This window comes from Candidatus Electronema sp. TJ, assembly GCF_048287355.1.
GTDB lineage: Bacteria > Desulfobacterota > Desulfobulbia > Desulfobulbales > Desulfobulbaceae > Electronema.
Genome location: NZ_JBLWEP010000030.1, coordinates 1 through 19,853 on the forward strand (window position 1 = coordinate 1; position 19,853 = coordinate 19,853).

16 protein-coding genes and 1 pseudogene are annotated in these 19,853 nt (G+C 59.4%); 13 read left to right on the plus strand and 4 right to left on the minus strand.

Features of this window, described 5'->3' with window-relative positions:
* Together ACNKID_RS03770 and uvrB are read left to right on the plus strand one after the other, a co-directional pair.
* Positions 1-269 (plus strand): annotated as a pseudogene (locus ACNKID_RS03770) (magnesium chelatase); the annotation flags it as partial.
* Between the two features lie 85 nt (positions 270-354).
* Positions 355-2,376, plus strand: a complete 2,022-nt coding sequence (gene uvrB, locus ACNKID_RS03775; RefSeq protein WP_417912104.1) for an excinuclease ABC subunit UvrB — start codon at positions 355-357, stop codon at positions 2,374-2,376.
* Between the two features lie 89 nt (positions 2,377-2,465).
* Here uvrB and ACNKID_RS03780 read toward each other — a convergent pair whose 3' ends face one another.
* Positions 2,466-3,296, minus strand: coding sequence for an FRG domain-containing protein (locus tag ACNKID_RS03780; protein ID WP_417912105.1), 831 nt, complete (start codon positions 3,294-3,296; stop codon positions 2,466-2,468).
* 524 nt (positions 3,297-3,820) lie between these two features.
* Between ACNKID_RS03780 and ACNKID_RS03785 the strand changes: the two genes are divergently transcribed.
* From ACNKID_RS03785 to ACNKID_RS03795, 3 genes are read left to right on the plus strand one after another with little or no spacing between them, the layout of a single operon-like run.
* Entirely contained in the window at positions 3,821-4,600 is a 780-nt protein-coding gene (locus tag ACNKID_RS03785; RefSeq protein WP_417912106.1) for an ADP-ribosylglycohydrolase family protein, read from the plus strand.
* Positions 4,601-4,606: 6 nt separating this feature from the next.
* Positions 4,607-5,275, plus strand: a complete 669-nt coding sequence (locus ACNKID_RS03790; protein WP_417912107.1) for a lysophospholipid acyltransferase family protein — start codon at positions 4,607-4,609, stop codon at positions 5,273-5,275.
* Between the two features lie 5 nt (positions 5,276-5,280).
* Complete coding sequence (locus tag ACNKID_RS03795; protein WP_417912119.1) at positions 5,281-6,663, plus strand: cobyrinate a,c-diamide synthase; 1,383 nt, start codon at positions 5,281-5,283, stop codon at positions 6,661-6,663.
* Here ACNKID_RS03795 and ACNKID_RS03800 read toward each other — a convergent pair.
* On the minus strand, positions 6,660-7,643 hold the full coding sequence (locus ACNKID_RS03800; RefSeq protein ID WP_417912108.1) for an NAD-dependent epimerase/dehydratase family protein: 984 nt from the start codon (positions 7,641-7,643) through the stop codon (positions 6,660-6,662). The genes ACNKID_RS03795 and ACNKID_RS03800 overlap by 4 nt on opposite strands.
* Before the next feature lie 276 nt (positions 7,644-7,919).
* On the opposite strand from ACNKID_RS03800, the gene era reads away from it, so the two are divergent.
* From era to ACNKID_RS03825, 5 genes are all read left to right on the plus strand, one after another.
* Positions 7,920-8,825 carry a GTPase Era gene (gene era / locus ACNKID_RS03805; protein WP_417912109.1) on the plus strand — a complete coding sequence of 302 codons (906 nt, stop codon included), beginning with the start codon at positions 7,920-7,922 and terminating at the stop codon, positions 8,823-8,825.
* 501 nt (positions 8,826-9,326) lie between these two features.
* A complete protein-coding gene (locus ACNKID_RS03810; protein ID WP_417912110.1) occupies positions 9,327-10,682 on the plus strand; it encodes a class-II fumarase/aspartase family protein in 1,356 nt (451 codons plus the stop codon).
* Positions 10,679-11,239 (plus strand): hypothetical protein, encoded by a 561-nt coding sequence (locus ACNKID_RS03815; RefSeq protein WP_417912111.1) that lies wholly within the window; start codon positions 10,679-10,681, stop codon positions 11,237-11,239. Before ACNKID_RS03810 ends, ACNKID_RS03815 begins: the two co-directional genes overlap by 4 nt.
* Before the next feature lie 141 nt (positions 11,240-11,380).
* Positions 11,381-11,758: a ComEA family DNA-binding protein gene (locus ACNKID_RS03820; protein ID WP_417912112.1), complete on the plus strand. Its 378-nt coding sequence runs from the start codon at positions 11,381-11,383 to the stop codon at positions 11,756-11,758.
* A gap of 68 nt (positions 11,759-11,826) precedes the next feature.
* Entirely contained in the window at positions 11,827-12,765 is a 939-nt protein-coding gene (locus ACNKID_RS03825) for an NAD(P)/FAD-dependent oxidoreductase (RefSeq protein WP_417912113.1), read from the plus strand.
* 108 nt (positions 12,766-12,873) lie between these two features.
* Here the strand turns inward: ACNKID_RS03825 and ACNKID_RS03830 are convergent, their stop codons facing one another.
* Together ACNKID_RS03830 and ACNKID_RS03835 are read right to left on the minus strand one after the other, a co-directional pair.
* Positions 12,874-13,233: a hypothetical protein gene (locus ACNKID_RS03830; protein WP_417912114.1), complete on the minus strand. Its 360-nt coding sequence runs from the start codon at positions 13,231-13,233 to the stop codon at positions 12,874-12,876.
* A 286-nt stretch (positions 13,234-13,519) separates the two neighbouring features.
* Complete coding sequence (locus ACNKID_RS03835; protein WP_417912115.1) at positions 13,520-13,912, minus strand: hypothetical protein; 393 nt, start codon at positions 13,910-13,912, stop codon at positions 13,520-13,522.
* 453 nt (positions 13,913-14,365) lie between these two features.
* On the opposite strand from ACNKID_RS03835, the gene ACNKID_RS03840 reads away from it, so the two are divergent.
* The 3 genes from ACNKID_RS03840 to ACNKID_RS03850 form a co-directional block, all read left to right on the plus strand.
* Positions 14,366-15,253, plus strand: coding sequence for a bifunctional 5,10-methylenetetrahydrofolate dehydrogenase/5,10-methenyltetrahydrofolate cyclohydrolase (locus ACNKID_RS03840; RefSeq protein WP_417912116.1), 888 nt, complete (start codon positions 14,366-14,368; stop codon positions 15,251-15,253).
* Positions 15,254-15,293: 40 nt separating this feature from the next.
* Positions 15,294-17,288 (plus strand): anaerobic carbon-monoxide dehydrogenase catalytic subunit, encoded by a 1,995-nt coding sequence (gene cooS / locus ACNKID_RS03845; RefSeq protein ID WP_417912117.1) that lies wholly within the window; start codon positions 15,294-15,296, stop codon positions 17,286-17,288.
* A gap of 319 nt (positions 17,289-17,607) precedes the next feature.
* On the plus strand, positions 17,608-19,853 hold a 2,246-nt coding region (locus ACNKID_RS03850), incomplete at its 3' end, for a methylenetetrahydrofolate reductase (RefSeq protein WP_417912118.1).

Here is a 19,853-nt window from a genome sequence, read left to right on the forward strand (position 1 = left end):
AGCAGGCCCGCTTCGCCAAGACCAGCGGCGTGACCTGCAACGCCCGCATGTCGCCCCGCCAGATTGAAAGCCTCTGCCCGCTGGATGAGGCGGGCCGCAAGCTTCTGGGCAGCGCGATTGAGCGCCTCGGCCTTTCTGCCCGCGCCTATCACCGCATCATCAAGATTGCCCGCACCATTGCCGACTTAGCCGAATCCGAGCAGATCGCTCCCGCCCATCTTGCTGAAGCGGTGCAGTACCGGCGGCAGCAGCAGGAACCAGGCTGCTGAAGCGTCCAGGGCTGCATGGCTGTTGCTGCACCAAGAGCTCCTGTCTGCTGCTGAACGCAAGAAAAAGCTGATCACTCTTTCCCTTATGCCAGCCGCCTTCCGTCTCACCTCGCCTTTCACTCCCTCCGGTGATCAACCCCAAGCCATTGCCAAGCTCGTTGCCGGGCTGAACGCTGGTCTGCGTGACCAGACCCTGCTCGGCGTGACCGGCTCCGGCAAGACCTTCACCATGGCCCAGGTCATCGCCCAGATGAACCGCCCGGCCTTGGTGCTGGCGCCGAACAAGACCCTTGCTGCCCAGCTCTTTGCCGAATTCAAGGAGCTGTTCCCGCATAACGCCGTGGAGTATTTCGTCTCCTACTACGACTACTACCAGCCTGAAGCCTACCTTCCCGCTTCGGACACCTACATCGAGAAGGATTCCTCGATCAACGACGCGATCGACAAAATGCGTCACTCCGCCACCCGCGCCCTGCTCAGCCGGGAGGACGTGCTGATTGTGGCCTCGGTCTCCTGCATCTACGGCCTTGGCTCGCCAGAGGAATACCGCGACATGAGCCTACAGCTGCGGCGGGGCGAGACACAGCAGGCAATGGCGGATGTGCAGCGGCGGCTGGCGCAGATGCTCTACGAGCGCAACGAGTTCTCCTTTCACCGGGGCGTGTTCCGTGTGCGCGGGGATGTGCTCGACATCTTCCCGGTTTATGAGGAAGACCGGGCCGTGCGGATCGAGTTCTTCGGCGACGAGATCGATGCCCTCTCGCTCATTGATCCTCTGCGCGGCAGCAAGCTGGAGGATTTGGACGAGCTGACGCTGTTCCCTTCCAGCCACTACGTCACGGGCAAGGAGAACCTGCGCCGAGCCATGCGCACGATCAAGGAGGAGCTGCGCGAACGGCTAGAGGAGTTGCACCGCGCCAACCGCCTGCTGGAAGCCCAGCGGCTGGAGCAGCGCACCCTCTTTGACTTGGAGATGATTTCCGAGCTGGGCTACTGCAACGGCATTGAGAACTACAGCCGTCATCTCACCGGCAAACCGGCAGGCGCACCGCCGCCCACCCTGCTTGACTACTTCCCGGACAACTATTTGCTCTTTGTTGATGAATCGCATATCGCCATACCGCAGATCGGCGGCATGTACAACGGCGACCGCGCCCGCAAAAAGACGCTGGTCGACTTTGGCTTCCGCCTGCCTTCGGCTTTGGACAACCGCCCGCTGCGCTTTGACGAGTTTGAAGAACGGGTGCGACAGGCTGTCTACGTTTCGGCAACGCCTGGCGCGTATGAGCTGACGCAGAGTCACGGCCAGATTGCTGAGCAGCTCATCCGCCCGACGGGCCTGCTTGATCCGCAGATTGAAGTGCGGCCAGCAGGCACGCAGGTGGATGATCTCTTGGAAGAGATACGCCGCTGCACCGAGCGCAAGGAAGCGGTCTTGATCACCACCCTGACCAAGCGCATGGCCGAAGAGCTGAGCGACTACTACGCCAAGGTCGGCGTGCAGGTGCGCTATCTCCATTCCGACATCAAGACCCTGGAGCGTGTGGAGCTGATCCGCTCCCTGCGCCAAGGCGCGTTCAACGTGCTGGTGGGCATCAACCTGCTGCGCGAGGGGCTGGACATTCCAGAGGTGGCCTTGGTCGCGGTCTTGGATGCGGACAAGGAAGGCTTTCTCCGTTCGGAACGCTCCTTAGTGCAGACCTGCGGACGTGCCGCCCGCAATGTCAATGGCCGGGTGATCCTCTATGCGGACACCGTCACTCAGTCCATGCACGCGGCGATCAAGGAGACGCAGCGGCGGCGGCAGATTCAAGAGGAGCACAACCGAAGGCACGGCATCGTGCCCAAGACAGTCATTTCCGAGATCAAGGACTCCATGAGTGCGCATCTCCGGGCTTCGGGCTGGAATGGATATGCCAAAGAGGCAGAAACGGAGCTGCTCAAGGCGGCGGAACCGGAATCCGTTTACCGTTCGGCGGCAGAGCTGCGCAAGGAGATTGAGCAGCTCGAAGCCCGGATGCGCGAGGCGGCAGCCCGCTTGGCCTTTGAAGAGGCAGCGGCTCTGCGCGACCGGATCAAGGCACTGAAGCTGCTGGAGCTGGAGTGAAGAGGAGGGGGCAGGCAGCGAGTTGTCCGCTTTCGTTGCACTCTGTGGGCTTCCGCGTGGGCAAACGATAAAGCCAGTTGCCCATCCTATCAACTCACTGGTATCTCATACTTGCTACGGATATAGGTTGCGGCCTGATCAATTTCTGGGAACATAGAACTATCGTTGATAGCCACTCTGTCGAGCTCAAAGAGAATGTTTTTTTTCTTCTTTCCGTTGACTTGGATGCGCTCGATAGATATGCCATGAGCTGAGTTACTGTCCAAGTCGCCAAAGATACCAAATAGAAGAAATGCCCCGCACTGCACGAGAATACGCTGACTGTTACGTTTAGGCTTGACGCAGAGGACAGTCTTAAGATTATCAGGTACGATCTCAGCTAGAAAGTGAGGTTTCTCGACCTTGATGAACTGGAGAAGCCGAGCAACAGAACTCTGCATATTGAAGGGGGGGCCGGATAAAGAGAAGTCTATCGCGTCTTGCTCATTCTTTTTGAGATGGGCCAGATTAGCGATGCAGCTCACGGTATCGCTGTCATAGAACTTCAACAGTGCCCTCTTGACTCGGAACACAATCACTTCGCCGGGAGTGTCGTCGTGTTTTTTACAGGCGAAGTAGAGAGCCACTAGAGGATTCCATGTCACATCCAGAAGTCTGGTGGGAAGCGAATAGTGCTGCGCTCTAGCGAGTTGCTCCAGAGTCGTCGAGTCCTGCGCGAATTCTATAGGATGGGACGCTACCAATTCTCGAAGGATCGCATGCTCGTTCGCCGCGAGGGTAGGATCCCTAAGTACTGAGGGCAGAAGTTTAAACTTCTGCCGATCAGAATGCCCACGATAGGCAAGAACTTCGTCAGCTGCTGGGAGAATCTTTCCGATCTTCCGCGTAAAACCTTCCATGCTACTGATTGTCTGTCCCATTGATCTTTTCTGCTTACCCAGCAAGAAATTATACAGAACTGTATATCCTACAGGTTAAACAGATATACAGAAAAATTGTATTATATTGCCCACCAACTTTACGTCCATCATCTCCCCATGTCAACTGGGAAAACACAGCAAAGCCGCCCGTCATTCCACGCCCTCCCTGCTGCTCCCTGAAAAACCTCGAGCGAGGCGATTGGAAGACCTCGCTCGATCTCGTCTTGCTCCCTCGCTCGATCTCATCCTATTCCCTCGCTCGATCTCGTCTTGCTCCCTCGCTCGATCTCGTAAAAAAACATCGAGCGAGGTCTTGTCACGACATCGAGAATGGTTTTGGTGCGAGATCGAGCGAGGTTTTCCGACGGGCACGCTCGATGTTTTCCTGCGGGCATGGAAATGCGTAATTCCTCTGTTGACAGGGACAGATGCGCTCCGTAAACTGCTCGGAACACCCTGCGCGGCAGCGGTCAGGGCAAGCAGGCACGCAGCAGGAAAGGAACAATCAGCGCAGGAGGAAGAAGATGCTGGGCGCAATTGCAGGAGACATAGCTGGTTCTGTGTATGAGTGGAACAATGTCAAATCCAAAGATATTCCTCTCTTTACAGAGAAATGCTTCTTCACCGATGACTCGGTGCTGACCATCGCCTTGGCAGACACCATTCTCAGCGGCACGCCGTATGCCGAGAATCTCAAAACCTTCTGCGATCTGTATCCAAACGCCGGATACGGCGGCAGGTTTCTGAACTGGGCGCGGAGCGGGAATTCTGAACCCTACAACAGCTGGGGCAACGGCGCGGCAATGCGGATCAGCCCGGCTGGCTGGGCCTTTGACGACCTTGACACCGTGCTGCACAAGGCGGAGGAGTTTACAGCAGTCACGCATAATCACCCCGAAGGTGTCAAAGGCGGACAAGCGGCGGGTGCGGCAATCTTCCTTGCCCGCACAGGCAGCAGCAAGGAAGAGATACGCCGCTATATTGCGACGCAGTTTGGCTATGATCTCAGCCGCCATATAGATGAAATCCGGCCAGCATATAAGTTTACTGAAGCATCGCAGGAGACCGTGCCGCAAGCTGTCCGCGCCTTTCTGGATGCCACGGACTATGAAGACGCGCTCCGCAACGCCATCTCGCTGGGCGGGGATTCTGATACCATAGCCTGCATCACCGGCGGCATTGCCGAGGCGTTTTACGGCGGCGTTCCAGCTTGGATCGAGGCAAAGGTCTACGCCGCATTGGATGAGCGGCTTGGGGCAATCACCCGGCGGTTCGCCGCCCGATACAGCCTCTCAGGGAGCTGATGAACTGTGTCTGACCTGCTTTACAAAGCCTCTGTCGCTGTCGCGCCTCGGCTCTATGTCGCGCTGTCCTCGCTCTGGTTCAGCACCTGCCGCCTGCATGTGCGCGGCCAGGAGAACCTGAGCAAGATGCTGGCGCACGGCTCCGGTGTCGCGCCCTTCTGGCATTACTCTGTCTTTTACATGCTCTATCATCTGCGCCGATATCCGGGCGTGGCCATGGTCAGCGCCAGCAAAGACGGCGAGTACATCGCCCGCGTGGCAGGGCTGCTCAACTTCGAGACTGTGCGCGGCTCATCCCACCGCTTCGGCGTGCGCGCCTTAAAGGGCATGGTGGATCATGTCAGGCAGGGGAAACATGCGGGCATAGTTGCTGACGGCTCGCAAGGCCCGGCTTTGAAGGCGCAGCCAGGAGCGATTCTCGTGGCCGCCAAATCCGGTGCGCCAATCATGCCCATAGCCTGGGCGGCGAAACGGTACAAGGCGTTCAATTCCTGGGACCGCACTGTCATCCCGCTGCCCTTCAGCCCGATGATCTTGGAATACGGCGAGCTGATCTGGGTTGCGCCTGAACTGACTGCCGAGACCTTGGAACAGCAGCGGCAGCAGCTTGAGAACGCCTTGAACAGCATGCGCCGTCGGCTTTGGACGGAGCTTGGCCACGCGGAGGGGCATTGATTTCCATGGCCGTCACGGAAACATCCTGCCTCATTATCGCCGGACTGAGCGGCGGCTCAGGCAAGTCTGTGGCTTCGGTCGCGCTGGCAGCGGCTCTGCGGCGGCGCGGCCAAACGGTTGCACCGTTCAAGAAAGGGCCGGATTACATTGACGCAGGCTGGCTGGCCGCTGCTGCCGCGCAGCCGTGCTACAACCTTGATCCCTTCCTGATGAGCGCGGCAGCTGTCGCCGCCTCTTTTCGTGAGCATGCGGCAGGCGCGGATTTCGCTTTGATCGAGGGCAACCGGGGCCTGTACGACGGCGTGACTGCTGAAGGCGAGTTCTCCACTGCCGAGCTGGCTGTGCTGCTTGATCTGCCGGTGCTGCTGGTGGTCAACTGTAGCAAGGCGACGCGCACGGTCGCGGCGATGGTGCTCGGCTGCCGCGAGCTGGACAAGCGGGTGCGCCTTGCCGGGGTCATTCTCAATCAGATCGCCTCATCGCGCCATGAGCAGGTGGTGCGGCAGGCAGTGGAGCAGGACACAGGCATTCCAGTGGCCGGAGTTGTTCCGCGTCTGACTGAGGACATCTTTCCCATGCGCCATCTTGGCGTGATCCCACATCAGGAGTACGGCGACGCGAACGCCGCAGCAGCGGTGCGCCGATTGGCCGCGCTGGCCGAGGAGCATTTTGATCTGGAGCGGATCAGCAGGCTGGCTGAACGGAGGCAGCTGACGCGGCTGCCTGCGCGGCAGGTCGGCGGCAAGGGGAGTGTGACCATCGGCATCCTCCGCGACGCAGCCTTTCAGTTCTATTATCAGGAGAATCTGGATGCCCTGCGCGAGGGAGGGGCGGAGCTGGTCACGATCAACGCCCTGACCGCCGAACGCCTGCCGGAAGATCTGGACGCGCTCTACATCGGCGGAGGCTTTCCTGAAACCAGCGCAGAGCAATTGGCGGAAAACGCTTCCTTCCGCGAGTCAGTGCGGCAGGCGGCGGAGCAGGGGCTGCCGATCTACGCTGAATGCGGCGGGCTGATCTTTCTGGGCCGCTCGATCATTGTGGACGGGACAGAACACCCGCTGGCCGGGGTCTTTCCAGTCACTTTCGCCATGTCGCGCAAGCCGCAGGCGCATGGCTACACGGCCTTCACGGTCGAGCGGGAGAATCCCTTTTACCCCGTCGGCACGCAGATCAAGGGGCATGAGTTCCGCTATTCGATTGTCAGCAGCTGGGACGGGAAAGCAGAGGATTTGGCCTTGCGCATGGAGCGCGGCGCTGGTTTTCAAGGGAAGCGCGACGGCTTGCTGAGGAACAACGTGCTGGCCCTGTACACCCATGTGCTGGCTTCAGGCGTGCCGGAATGGGCGGCAGGGCTGTTGCGGGCGGCGGCGAGACGCGCCGCTTAAATGTAGCCTTCCTGCCTGTACCAAGCGCCAGTGCGCTTCAGGCCCTCGTCAAGGTTGATCTTCGGCTGATAGCCCAGCTCGCGCTTGGCCTTGCCGATGTTGAAGGCCCGGTTCTGGCGGAACCAGTCCACACGGCGGGGGAAGATCGGCGGCGCGATCTTGAAAGGCTTGCAGACCTTCTCGCAGACATGTCCGGCGATGATCAGCGGCAGAATCGGATAATGCGGGATTGCGACCTCGATACCGAGGGCCTTGGCGGTCTTGCGCACCAAGGTCTCAATGGTCACATAGTCCTCGTCAGCGATGAGATAGGCTTGGCCGCGCCCTTTGCCCGGCTCCATCGCCAGCATGAAGGCATCAATCAGGTTGTCGATGTAGAGCGGATGGTAGAAGGTCTGACCGCTGCCGAACATCGGGAACTTGCCTTTGCTCACCCGGCGGAAGATCATCTGAAAGCGCCCCGGGTCGCCAGGGCCGTAGATCGCCGCAGGCCGGAGAATGACCGCGTCCATGCCCTTGGCGCAGTATTCAAGGACAAACGGCTCCGCATCGTACTTGGTCTTCTGATAGTAGTCGCCAGGCTGGATGGGCGCGTTCTCGTCCGCAGGCGGATGCTCCACATTGCCATGCACACCGCAGGTGGAGCAGTAGACGAACTTCTTCACTTTATGGGCAAAGGCGGACTCCAGCACAATCCTCGTGCCGCCCACGTTCACCTCGTCGTAATAGCTGTCCGGCACATCTAATTCACGGAAGGCGGCGGCCAGATGCTGCACGACATCCACGCCCTTCATGCAGCGGTCCACCGCTGCATGGTCGGTGACGCTGCCGATGATCACCTTTGCGCCCCAAGAGCGGATTTCGTCAGTCTTCAGGCCTTCCTGATAATCGAGGCTGACCACCTCGTGACCCTCATCCACCAGCCGTTTGACCAATGCCTTGCCGGTGAAGCCGGTGCCGCCTGTGACAAGCACTTTCATTGTTCCTATCCTGTGTTGTGCGTTTGATCGGGTGTGCCGTCTTTTCATGCGGGCTGCTGCCGCGCAGACTGTGCGAAGGCAAACACCACGCCAGTATACCGCTCCGCAAAGGCGGCGGTCAAGAATGGATGTTCTGGCAGACGATGCTTTCATCTTGAAGGCTGGGCAGAAATACTTTATCTTGCTGGCGCGGTTTTCATGCTCTTCCCTTTCCGTCAGCTTCCTGCCTCATCGAACAGAGGCACTTTCCCGCCCTGCTTACGCAGCGCATTTCAGATGAACGAGACAGACATTTATTATTCCGGCGTGGCCGCTGTGATCGGGCCGCCCAACGCAGGCAAGTCAACCTTGCTCAACCGCTGCCTTGAGCAGAAAATAGCCATAGTCACGCCCCTGCCGCAGACCACCCGCAACCGGATTCAAGGTATCCTCACCGGCGAGAACTGGCAGATGCTGCTCGTGGACACGCCGGGCCTGCACAAGGCCAAGGAGACGATCAACAAAGAGATGGTGCGGATTGCTATGGAGGCCTTGGCCGAAGCCGATGTGGCCCTGCTGCTGGCCGACGCTTCCGACGATGCCCGGCGCAGAGAAAAGCGGCGTGAGGAGTATCTCAGCTGGCTGGAGCAGGTGCGCTGTCCGGTCGTGCTGGCCTTGAACAAAACCGATCTGGTCAGCCGCGAGCAGCTGCCGGAGCTGCTCGAATGGCACAGCAGCCTGCATCCCTTCGCGGCAGTGGTGCCGATCTCCGCGCGCAGCGGCGAGGGCGTGCAGACTCTGCTGCGCGAGCTGGTCAGCCGCCTGCCGGAGGGGCCGCAGTATTATCCGGCGGACATGCCCACAGATTCGACCGAGCGCTTCATTGCTGCCGAGCTGATCCGGGAAAAGATTTTCCTCCGCACGCAGCAGGAAGTTCCATACTCCACAGCCGTGCTGATTGATGCCTTTCAGGAAGACCCTGAAAAAGGGCAGGCGGTGATTCACGCCACCATTCTGGTCGAGCGCGATTCGCAGAAGGGCATTCTGATTGGCAAGAACGGGGCGATGCTTGGTTCAATCCGCAAAAGCGCGACCAAGGAGATTGAGGAGATGCTCGGCCGCAAGGCGCAGCTGCGCCTCTTTGTCAAAGTGCGCAAGGACTGGACGGAGAATGCGCAGATACTGCGCGAGCTGGGCATGTGAGCGGGACAAGCTGCCGTACATCCTCGCTCATCATTGAACCCAGTGAAACAGAGCGTCAAACAGCCAGAAGGAGGGCGGCGGAGAATCTGCCGTCTGCTCCGGCGGCTGCCAGCAACGTTCGTTCAGGGAAATCTCGATCCTGCGTTTGAGAAAATCTCGAACGTACGTTCCAGAAAATCTCAAACGTACGTTGTAGGAAATCTCAAACGCTCGTTCCAGTTTTTCTCCAACGTATATAAGTCCGACGGACTTACCTACATAGGTCTTTCGGACTTACGTACGTAGGTCTGCGGGACTTACATATATAAGTCTTTCGGACTTACGTATATAAGTCCGGCAGGCCTATGTGCGCCGCAGGAAAGCTCGAACGAGCGTTTCAAGGAGAAAGGCGGATCGCTCGCCTTGCTCCGGCCTTCTGCGCCCCTTGCCTTTTTCATCCCAACAGGGTAGAAGAGAACATCGTGTCTCTTCCCTCAACCTGAACCATCGCCCCTGCCTTCCATGCCTGTTCATCCCTTTGATTATCAGATCAACCCGCATGTTTTCAGCACACCGGAGCTTGAGGCTCTGTTTGACGAGCGCGCCGTGTTCCAGCGCTGGCTTGATTTCGAGGCGGCCTTAGCAGAGGCGCAGGGCAGGCGCGGCCTGATTCCGGCAGCGGCGGCAGCGGAAATCAAGAGCAAGGCCCGGCTTGAATGCCTTGATCTCGACAGCGTGCGACAGGGCTACAGCAAGAGCCGCAACTCGGTGGTGCCGCTGCTTGGCGGACTGCGCCGCGCCTGCGCGGACGGGCATGGCGAGTATGTGCATTACGGGGCGACCACTCAGGATGTGCTGGACACCGGCCAGATTCTTGCTTTGAAAGAGACGCTGACCATTGTTTTCCGCGACTTGCTGCGCCTGGAGGAGGTCTGCTTCGATCTTGCCCAAAAGCACCGCAGCACACCCATGGCCGCCCGCACCCATGGCCAGCAGGCGCTGCCCACCACTTTCGGCCTGAAGGTGGCGGTATGGGCGGCGGAGATTCATCGGCATATCGAGCGGGTCCGCCATTTGCAGCAAACTGTCTGCTGCGGGCAACTGAGCGGCGCGGTCGGCACCTATGCGGCGTTGGGAGAGCAGGGCATCGAGCTTGCCAAAGAGACGATGCACCTGCTTGGCCTGAGCCACGATCCGCTGTCCTGGCATACCGCCCGCGACCGCGTGGCCGAGCTGGCTTCGGATTTCGCCCTGCTGGTCATGACCTTGGCCAAGATCGCCAACGAAATCTATCTGCTGCAAAAGACCGAGCTGGATGAGCTGCGCGAGCCGTCTCTGTCCGGCGCGGCAGCCAGTAGCACCATGCCGCACAAGCAGAACCCGGTGCTCTGCCAGCGCATCGCCGCCTTGAGCAGGCATGTGCGGGCGTTGAGCGGCACGGTCATCGAGAGCATGGCCCACGAGCATGAGCGCGATCCCCGCTGTCTCTGGACAGAATGGCTGGCCATGCCGCAGCTGTGCATCTACACCGGCGCAAGCGTGTCGTGCCTGCTTCAGGTGCTCTCCGGCCTGATTGTCCGGCCTGAGCAGATGCTGGCCAACCTCCATCGTCAGAAAGACCTGATCGCCACTGAATGGCTGCTCTTCCGTCTCGGTAAGATCGTGGGTAAGAATGAGGCGATGGAGAAGCTGCGCAAGCTGGCCGCCGATGCGGCTGAACAGCGGATCAGCCTGAAAGAGGCCGTGCTTGCGGACACGGAGCTTGGCCCTGTGTTCAGCAAAGAGGAGCTTGCGCCGCTCGACAGCCCGGAGCAGTATGTCGGCAGCGCAGTTGAGCTGGCGGACAGGACAGTGGAGGAACTGCGCAGGCTGAGGTGAAACAACTGTTGAAGCTGCTTCGTTATGCCGTATTGATCCTTGGATCCGGTCTTTTCTTTCCGGTCAGCTGCACTTGCTTTCTGATTGCGGGGCCACATGCTCTCAGCAGACTGGATGAGCGCGATGTCAGCAAGGGCGACACCGTGCACAGCGGTTTCTCAATTGCGGTTGAGCCGGGCGAGGCAGGCAGCAGCTTCCGCGTCCTCAAGCTGAGCGAGCTGGAGACGCTTGAAAAGCGTCCGGCCACCTTTCTGCTTTCCAAGCCGGAAGGGCAGGCCACGACAAACTATGCCGCAATATCCTATAACGTGCTGGAGGACACTGGCAAAGAGCAGACAGTGGAAGTGCTCTTGGATGCCAATGACGGCGACTGGACAATTTGGAGCCGCTACAGAGCTTCGCAGGATTCAGTCAAACCAGCATGGTCCAAGCTCTTGGCTGTCGGTCATATGTTTGCCGCAATTCCTTGGGCCTTGGCTGCCGCGCTGTTGCTGCTCATCATCGGACGCTGCCTGCGGCGAAGATTGGACGCTACGCCGAAATCTCCTGCGGCCTGAACGAAGCTGTCTCTTGGAGGAATGTTCCGCATATTTTTGCGTTGACTTTCATCGTTCTGCAATCTTATATTGGAGATTTTGCCTGAAGAAGATACAGACAGTCTGCTTTGTTGCACCTCAACGAACCAAGGAGCGATGTCCATGAAAAGAATTTCTCTCGCGCTGCTGCTTGTCCTGCTGTCGTCCGCCGCCGCCTTTGCCGGGCTTGATCTGAACACGGCCACCAAGGAGCAGCTTGACACGCTGCCTGGAATCGGGGTGGTCAAAGCGGAAAGCATCATCAAATACCGGCAGGAGAAAGGGCCGTTCACCAGCATTGAGCAGCTGAAGGAGGTGAGCGGCATCGGAGAGAAGATTTTCCAAAACATCAAAGGCGATATTGTTGTCAATCCGCCTGCCGTTGATGAGAAAAAGGCTGCGGAGCCGACGCAGCCTGCCGCTGCTGCGACAGCCAAGCCGGAAGCCGCTGCGGCCAAAGCAGAGACCAAGGAGCCTGCGGCGGAGCCTAAGAAGAATTAAATCCGCTGGCCGCAGTGCCGCGTCTCGGCAGCGGCGGCTTCCGCACCCCCTTCAGGATAACAGGAACAATGGAACAACAGAAACCCGCCGATCTGGCGGAGTCGGTCTATGACGTGCTTATTGTCGGCGCAGGCCCGGCGGGCATTCAGGCGGCCATTCATGCCGCCCGCAGAAAAACCCGGACACTGCTGCTGGGACGGATCGAGAGCAGTGCGCTGTATCCCGCGCATGTGGAGAACTATGCCTGCGTGGACGGGGTGAAGAGCGGCAGAGAGCTGCTTGAGACCGGCTTGGCGCAGGCTGTCCGCTTCGGTGCCGAACATGTGCGTGAGGACCTGCTCAAAATCAGTCAGAGGGACGATGGGTTCTTTGTTGTGGAGACCGAGAGCGGCAGCAAGCCGCTCTGCCGCGCCCTGATTCTGGCGATGGGCACTGCCAAAACCAAGCTGGGCGTGCCAGGAGAGAGCGAGTTCTCAGGGCGTGGAGTAAGCTACTGCGTTGACTGCGATGCCAATTTCTTCCGTGGAGCAACGGTGATGGTGGTCGGCAATCACAGTGCGGCGGTTGACGGCGCATTGACTCTGCTTGACTACGCCAGCAAAGTCTATCTGGCTGCGACAGAGCTGAAGGTCTCGGACGAGCTGCTCCGGCGGCTGAAGGGGAGCGGAGTTGAGCTGCTGGCAGGCCGCAAGGTCAAGGAAATCTGCGGCAATGAGACTGGGGTGCAGCAGGTTGTCTTGGACAGCGGCGAGGCAGTCAAGGCAGACGGGGTGTTCATTGAACTGGGAGCCAAAGGCGCGCTTCAGCTCGCCGCTCAGATCGGCGTGCAGATGGACATGGAGCTGTTTAAATACATTGAGGTGAACCGCAGGCAGGAGACCAACATCTCAGGCGTGTACGCTGCCGGAGACATCACTGGGCCGCCCTATCAGATGGCCAAGGCAGTGGGCGAGGGCTGCGTGGCTGGGATGGAGGCCGCCCAGTTCGTCCGCAGGCAGCAGAGATAAACAAGACAGCGTCTCTGCCCCTGTTCCGCACCCCTATGGCGCGGAGGAGGAGTCGGGGCAGAGACGCTGAGGAACTGCTGTGAGTTGCTGCGCCGATGTTTCAGCAGCTTATCTTGCCCATCCGGCGGTCAGCGGCACAGCTTGAGCTTGCTGCGGCATTTGGCAGAAGCCGGGCGAGTTGAGGAAGTAGCTTGCTCCCATCTGCTGGCACCGCGCACGAGAGGCGGCATCATCGCAGATGGAGCAGTAGACACTGATGCAGGCTTCGGTGTACATTTTCGCCGCCTCGCAGGTGATGCCGCGCTGCTGGGCATCATGAATAACATTGTCCACATACATTTTCACTCCGCTGGCCTGATCGCAGCCGCAGCGGTCTGCCGGAGTCTGGGTGTCCATCGCCGCTGCTGAACCAGCGCAAAGAAGCAATCCTGCCAACACCCAGCCTGTCGCCTGCATCAAAGTTTTCATTTTTTTCTCCTGCGGACATTCTGCTCCGCTCTGCGTTTGCTTCATCTGCCAGCTATGAGCTGGCATCTTTTTTTGTTGGCCTACAATAACCGGCCTTAGATGAACAGAAGATGAACAGCAGCGGCTTTGGGACTTTTTGGCGGCTGTCCACTTCAATCTGTGTTGCCCTTTTTCTCTTTTCCGCCTGAGGCCAGCAGGCCAGCGGCTGCAATCATGATCACGCCAAGACAGGCTATGAAAATGAACAGCCAGTCGGCGCAGCACGTCATATCGTTTCCTCGTCCCGTCACCAGAGCGGCATAAACTGCCCTGCTGTTAAATTGCCAGTAATCTGGCAGAACCCTGGTGAAGCGGCTAAATATTCTGCTCCCATCTTCATGCAGTTCTCCATCAGCTTAGGATGCTCTCTGCAGATGGAGCAATAAGAGGTGATACAGGCGAAGGCATGTATTTTTGTTGTATCGCAAGTCAAGCCACGCTTTTGTGCATCATTTATAACATTCTGCACGTACATTTCCACGCCTTCCTTTCTGTCGCAGCCGCAATGCTGGATTGCGTCGCTCAGCAGCGGATTCTGATTTCCATTCTGTGCAAATGCCGCTGCACAACCGGCGGAAAGAATGAATGTTGCCGCTGCCAAGAACACCTTGCTTGCCGACTGCATTCTGCTGTTCTTCATTTTCTCTCTCCTGCGGAAGCGAACAGCCCCGCTCTTATCGTGTTCTTCGGAAATCAGACCAAAGCGGCCGACTTCCATCCTCCTTATGTTGTTATATTACCCGGCGGCAAATGAACACGGGGTGAACAGGGTATGAACAGAACATGAATTTGCGCTTTTTCCCTTCACTTTTTTTGAAGAAAAAGAGAGGAAATGCTGATAGGTGGAGACGCAACCTGATGTATCCCGCCGGGCACTTTGAACAAACGCTGCTGTAGAACGCGGAGAAATGCCGGGAGCGAGCAATGCAGTGCCGGATTTAGCTTGAAAAAAACACAGAGAATGGAGTATATATTTTCCTTGCCCCCAGCAGTCGAACAATTCGATTTCATTCAGCCGTCCGCTTTCTCTGCCGCCAGTCTGAGGCAGGAGGCTGCGGCTGCCAGATTATGTATAAATTGTTAAGGAACATTCATGAGCGCACACATCATCAGCGGCACCGAAGTTGCCAAGGAAATCCGGGCAGAGCTGAAGGCGGAAGTTGCCGGGCTGGCCGCACAGCATAACGTCGTGCCGGGCTTGGTCACGATTCTTGTCGGCGAGGACCCGGCTTCGCAGTCCTATGTGGCAGCGAAGAACAAGACCGCAAAGGAGCTGGGCATCCATTCCGAGCAGATCACTCTGCCCGCCAGCACCAGCGAAGCCGAGCTTCTGGCTCTGGTCGAAAAGTGCAACAACGATCCGAAGATTCACGGCATCCTTGTGCAGCTGCCTCTGCCCAAGCAGATCAATGAGGCCAAGGTGCTGAACGCCATCAACCCGGACAAAGACGTGGATGGCTTCCATCCGGTCAACGTCGGTCGGATGATGCTGGGCGAACGCTGCTTCCTGCCTTGCACCCCGCACGGCGTGATCGAGCTGCTTCAGCGCAGCGGCGTGCAGACCGACGGCGCGGAAGTGGTGGTGGTTGGCCGCTCGAATATCGTCGGCAAGCCGGTCGCCAACCTGATGCTGCAAAAGCGGGCAGGCGGCAACGCCACAGTCACCCTCTGCCACACCAAGACCAAAGACACGGATTTCCACACCAAGCGCGCCGACATTCTCATCGTTGCCGCTGGTGTTGCCAACATGATCAAGGCCGATCAGGTCAAAGAAGGCGTAGTTGTGATTGATGTCGGGGTGAACCGCGTTGGCGTGACCGAGTCCGGCAAGGCCAAGCTCGCAGGCGACGTGGAGTTTGACTCGGTGAAGGAGAAAGCCGCCGCAATCACCCCGGTGCCGGGCGGGGTCGGGCCGATGACCATCACCATGCTGATGAAGAACACCGTTCAGTCGGCGAAGCAGTTCGCCGGGCTGGCGTAAGTTTCAGAACTTTTTTCTTTCTTAAAGGAGAACCTGAGTTATGGCCAAGCCCAGCCGCATCGCCAGCAGCAACGAGATCACCGCCAGCTCCACCCGCGAGCTGCTCAGTCAGGAATTAGCTAAAAAAGTTCGCACCGCCTACACCCGCATCGAGGAGCGCGGCATGTCCGCCTGCCTCTTTGGCTCGCAGGGCACCTGCTGCAAAAACTGCAACATGGGGCCGTGCCAGATCATTGACGGCGTGGAAAGCATGGTCGGCATCTGCGGGGCCACCGCTGACACGGTCGCGGCCCGCAACTTCGCCCGCATTGTCGCCGCAGGTACCTCGGCTCACACCGACCATGCCCGCGAGATGGTGCGCGGCTTCATCGCCACAGCCAAGGGCGAGACCCCGCATCAGATCAAAGACGTGGCCAAGCTGCACAAGATGGCCCAGCTCTTCGGCATCGCCACTGAGGGTCGCGACAAGAACGAGATCGCCCTTGAATTGGGCCAGCGCGCTTTAGCTGAATTCGGCCAGCAGGAGAACACGCCGCTGACCATGCTCAAACGCGCTCCGCAGAAGCAGCAGAAGATTTGGAAGACCCAGGGCCTTGAGCCGCGCGGGGTTGACCGTGAAGTGGTGGAGACCATGCACCGCACCCACATGGGCGTGGATCAGGAGTACAAGAACATCATCCGCCAGGCCTCGCGCTGCGCCTTGGCTGACGGCTGGGGTTCCTCGATGCTCTCCACCGAGCTGACCGACATCATGTTCGGCACGCCGGTGCCGAAGCGGGCCACGATTGATCTCGGCGTGTTGCGCGAGGACATGGTCAACATCACCGTGCATGGCCACGAGCCACTTTTAGCGGAATCGCTCTGTCTCGCGGCTGAGGACGAGGAACTGCTTGCGCTGGCGAAGAAAGTAGGGGCTAAGGGCATCAACCTCGCAGGCGTGTGCTGCACCGGCAACGAGATCCTGATGCGCCGGGGCATACCGGTGGCCGGTTCCTTCATTCAGCAGGAGATGGTCTTGGCGACGGGCTCGGTCGAGGCGATGGTAGTGGATGTGCAGTGCGTGATGCAGTCCCTCGCCCAAGTAGTGAAGGGGATGCACACTGACATCATCACCACCAACTATCGGGCGATGATGCCGGACGGCGTGCACATCCAGTTTGACGAGCACGACTCCTACGCCTCGGCCAAAAAGATACTCACCCACGCGATCAACAACTTCAAGAAGCGCGGGCCGCATTACATCCCCAAAGACAAAAAGTTCGACATCGTGGTTGGCTTCTCCCACGAGACGATCAACTACATGCTCGGCGGCCGCTTCCGCCAGTCCTACCGCCCGCTGAACGACAACATCATCAATGGCCGCATCCGGGGCGTGGCTGCCATCGTCGGCTGCGAGCACTACAAGCACGCCGACAACGTGCATGAGATCATCGCTAAAGAGCTGATCAAAAACAACGTGCTGGTGCTGGCCACTGGCTGCGCAGCCCAGGCACTTGGCCGGGCTGGCCTGATGCGGCCGGAGGCGGCGACCGAATACGCGGGCGAGAGCTTGCGCGAAGTCTGCGAGACGGTGGGTATGCCGCCGGTGCTGCATGTCGGCTCCTGCGTGGACAACTCCCGCCTGCTCATCGCCTTGACCGAGATGGTGCACGAAGGCGGCCTTGGCAATGACATCGCCGAGCTGCCTGCGGTCGGCACCGCGCCGGTCTGGATGAGCGAAAAGGCGGTGGCCATTGGTCAATACTTTGTCGCCAGCGGTGCACACGTCATCTTCCAGAATCTGCCGATCAACGGGGCCAAGAAGTTCTCCGATTACATCCTCAAAGGGCTGAAGGAGGAGTACGGAGCCTGCTGGGGCGTGGCCAGTGAGCCGTTAGACATTGCCAAGGCGATGATCGCCGCGATTGAGGAGAAGCGTGAGGCCCTCGGCATCAATAAGAAGAAGGAGCGCGTGCTGATGGATATGGCCATGCGCCGCGAGATCGAAGCGGGCAAAGGCATCGGCGGCATGGGTTGCGGCGGCGGGAAGCATTGAGGGGCTTGTCGGCGGCGAACAATGGTAAGGGCACGGCGCGCCGTGCCCCAACGGATGCGTTGAATCGATCTCCGGGGCCGTTGAACGTATCCCAAGGGCGGATGAACCGCCCCGTAGATATGTAGAACGGCCCCTGAGAGCCGTTGAACCGATCCAAATGGCCGTTCTGCGGATACGGCGGGCCGATGAACGGCAGCGCAGAGGCGAAAAATCTTTCGCTCCTACAGAAAAACGGCCAAGCCAGCCCGACCGTCAGCGTTTAATAAAGAAATTGCCAAATATTTTCCGCCCCAGCGGCGGATCAGATAGAAGGAGGATTATGAAATCAGGGAGCAATTTGGAGCGGGTGCTCCGCAGCGGCCAGTTCGCCGTCACGGGCGAGCTGGGGCCGCCGAAGAACAGTGACCCGGAGGTGGTCCGCGCCAAGGCGAGGCTGCTCAAGGGCAAGGTGGATGCGGTCAACATCACCGACTGCCAGACCGCCATCGTACGCATGTCGTCCATCGGCGCGGGCTTGATAGCCCAGGCTGAGGGCGTGGAGCCGGTCATCCAGATGACCTGCCGCGACCGCAACCGAATCGCGATGCAGTCCGACATGCTGGCCGCCGCCGCCTTGGGGCTGAAGAACCTCCTCTGTCTGACCGGCGACCACCAAAAGTTCGGCAATCATCCCGGCGCAAAGGGCGTGTTCGACATGGACTCGATCCAGCTGCTCGGCATGATGCGCGACCTGCGCGATGGCAAGAAGTTCCAGTGCGGCGAGGAGCTGAAGGGCAAGGCTCCGCAGCTCTTCCTCGGCGCGGCAGCCAACCCCTTCGCCTGGCCGTTTGAGTTCCGGGCCGTGCGCATGGGCAAGAAGATCGCCAACGGCGCGGACTTCATCCAGACCCAGATCATCTACAACGTCGAGAAGTTTGCGGCCTTCATGAAGCAGGCCCGCGACCTTGGCCTGACCGAGAAGGCCTACATCCTCGCCGGTGTGACCCCGCCCAAGTCGCTGGGCATGGCCCGCTATATGAAAAGCTCGGTGCCGGGCATGGATGTGACCGACGCAGTGATCGAGCGGATGAAGGGTGCGAAGAACCAGAAGCAGGAAGGCATCAACATCTGCGTGGACATCATCAATCAGGTCAAGGAGATTCCGGGCGTGGCCGGTGTCCATGTCATGGCCATTGAGTGGGAGGAAGCGGTCGGCGAGATTTGCGAGAAGGCCGGTCTGCTGCCCCGTCCGACCTTTGCTGAGGATGCCGTTGCTGTTCAGCCTGCCAAAGAGAGCGCGGCCCCTGTTGCCGAGACCATTGAGGTGCGCAGCGCGGCGGCTGATGAGCTGCTGGCGCAGGCTAAAGCCGAAGCCGAGAAGATTATCGCCGCAGCCCGGAAGGAAGCAGAGGCTCTGGCCGCTGCCGTCCGTCCGCAGGCTGGGGCAGAGATTCAACCTGCCGCAGCAGCGGCTGATGACGATGCGGGAGAGCATGAGATGAACGAGCAAGGCCGCAAAGCGGCATTGGAATCCCTGAACAAGGGGCTGGAGGCATTGAAGAAGGCCTACGGACTCAGCGATGATCAATTCAACGCCTTGATGAATTTCGTTGATGCGGCAGCAGTCTTGAGCCAAGGGCCGAAGTGCTGCAAGCCTGCGGCGGCACCTGTAGCTGTGCCGGTCGTTCCGGCAGTTCCGGTTGCGGATGACAGCGCAGCCAAGGCCGCAGCAGAGGCTAAAGCCAAAGCGAAAGCTGAGGCCGATGCGGCGGCAAAGGCTCAGGCGGAAGCAGCAGCCAAGGCTGCCGCTGAAGCAAAAGCTAAGGAAGAGACTGCGGCCAAAGCGAAGGCTGAAGCCGAGGCAAAGGCCAAGGCAGATGCGGAAGCCAAGTTAAAGGCGGAAACAGAGGCCAAGGCCAAAGCTGAGGCGGAAGCAAAAGCCGCTGCCCCGGCTGCTGTGTCGGCTGATTTGTCTGCGCCTGCGCTGAAGACTGGTGAAGCTCCCTTTGCCGAGCGGGCCAGCAAGGTGCCTGCGGCGAGCTACAAGGTCGCCTATTCCGGCGCAATCCGCGAGGTGACGCTGGGCAACGGCGGCAAGACCGTGACGGTCGGCGGTGCCAGCTCTTTGCCTTTCCATCTCTTTGAAGGCAAGATGCCGCACAAGCCGCTGATCGCAATGGAAGTGATGGACATCCGCCCGGACAACTGGCCAGCCACTCTGAGCAAGTACTTTGATGACGTGATGGGCGATCCGGCAGCTTGGGCGCGGAAATGCGTGGATGTGTATAAGGCTGATGCGATCAACATCTGGCTGGCTGGCACCGATCCCAACGGCGCGAACCGTCCGGCGAAAGATGCGGCGCAGGATGCGGCCAAGGTGATTCAGGCGGTTGACGTGCCGATCATCGTCTGGGGCTGCGGCAACGCGGACAAGGACACCGAGACCCTGCGCGAAGTCACCTCGATGATTGGCGACAAGAAAGTCTGCCTCGCCCCGCTGGAGGACAGCAACTACCGCTCTGTCGGCGCGACGGCAATGGCCTTCCGCTACCCGGTCGTGGCTGCCTCGCCGATTGACGTGAACCT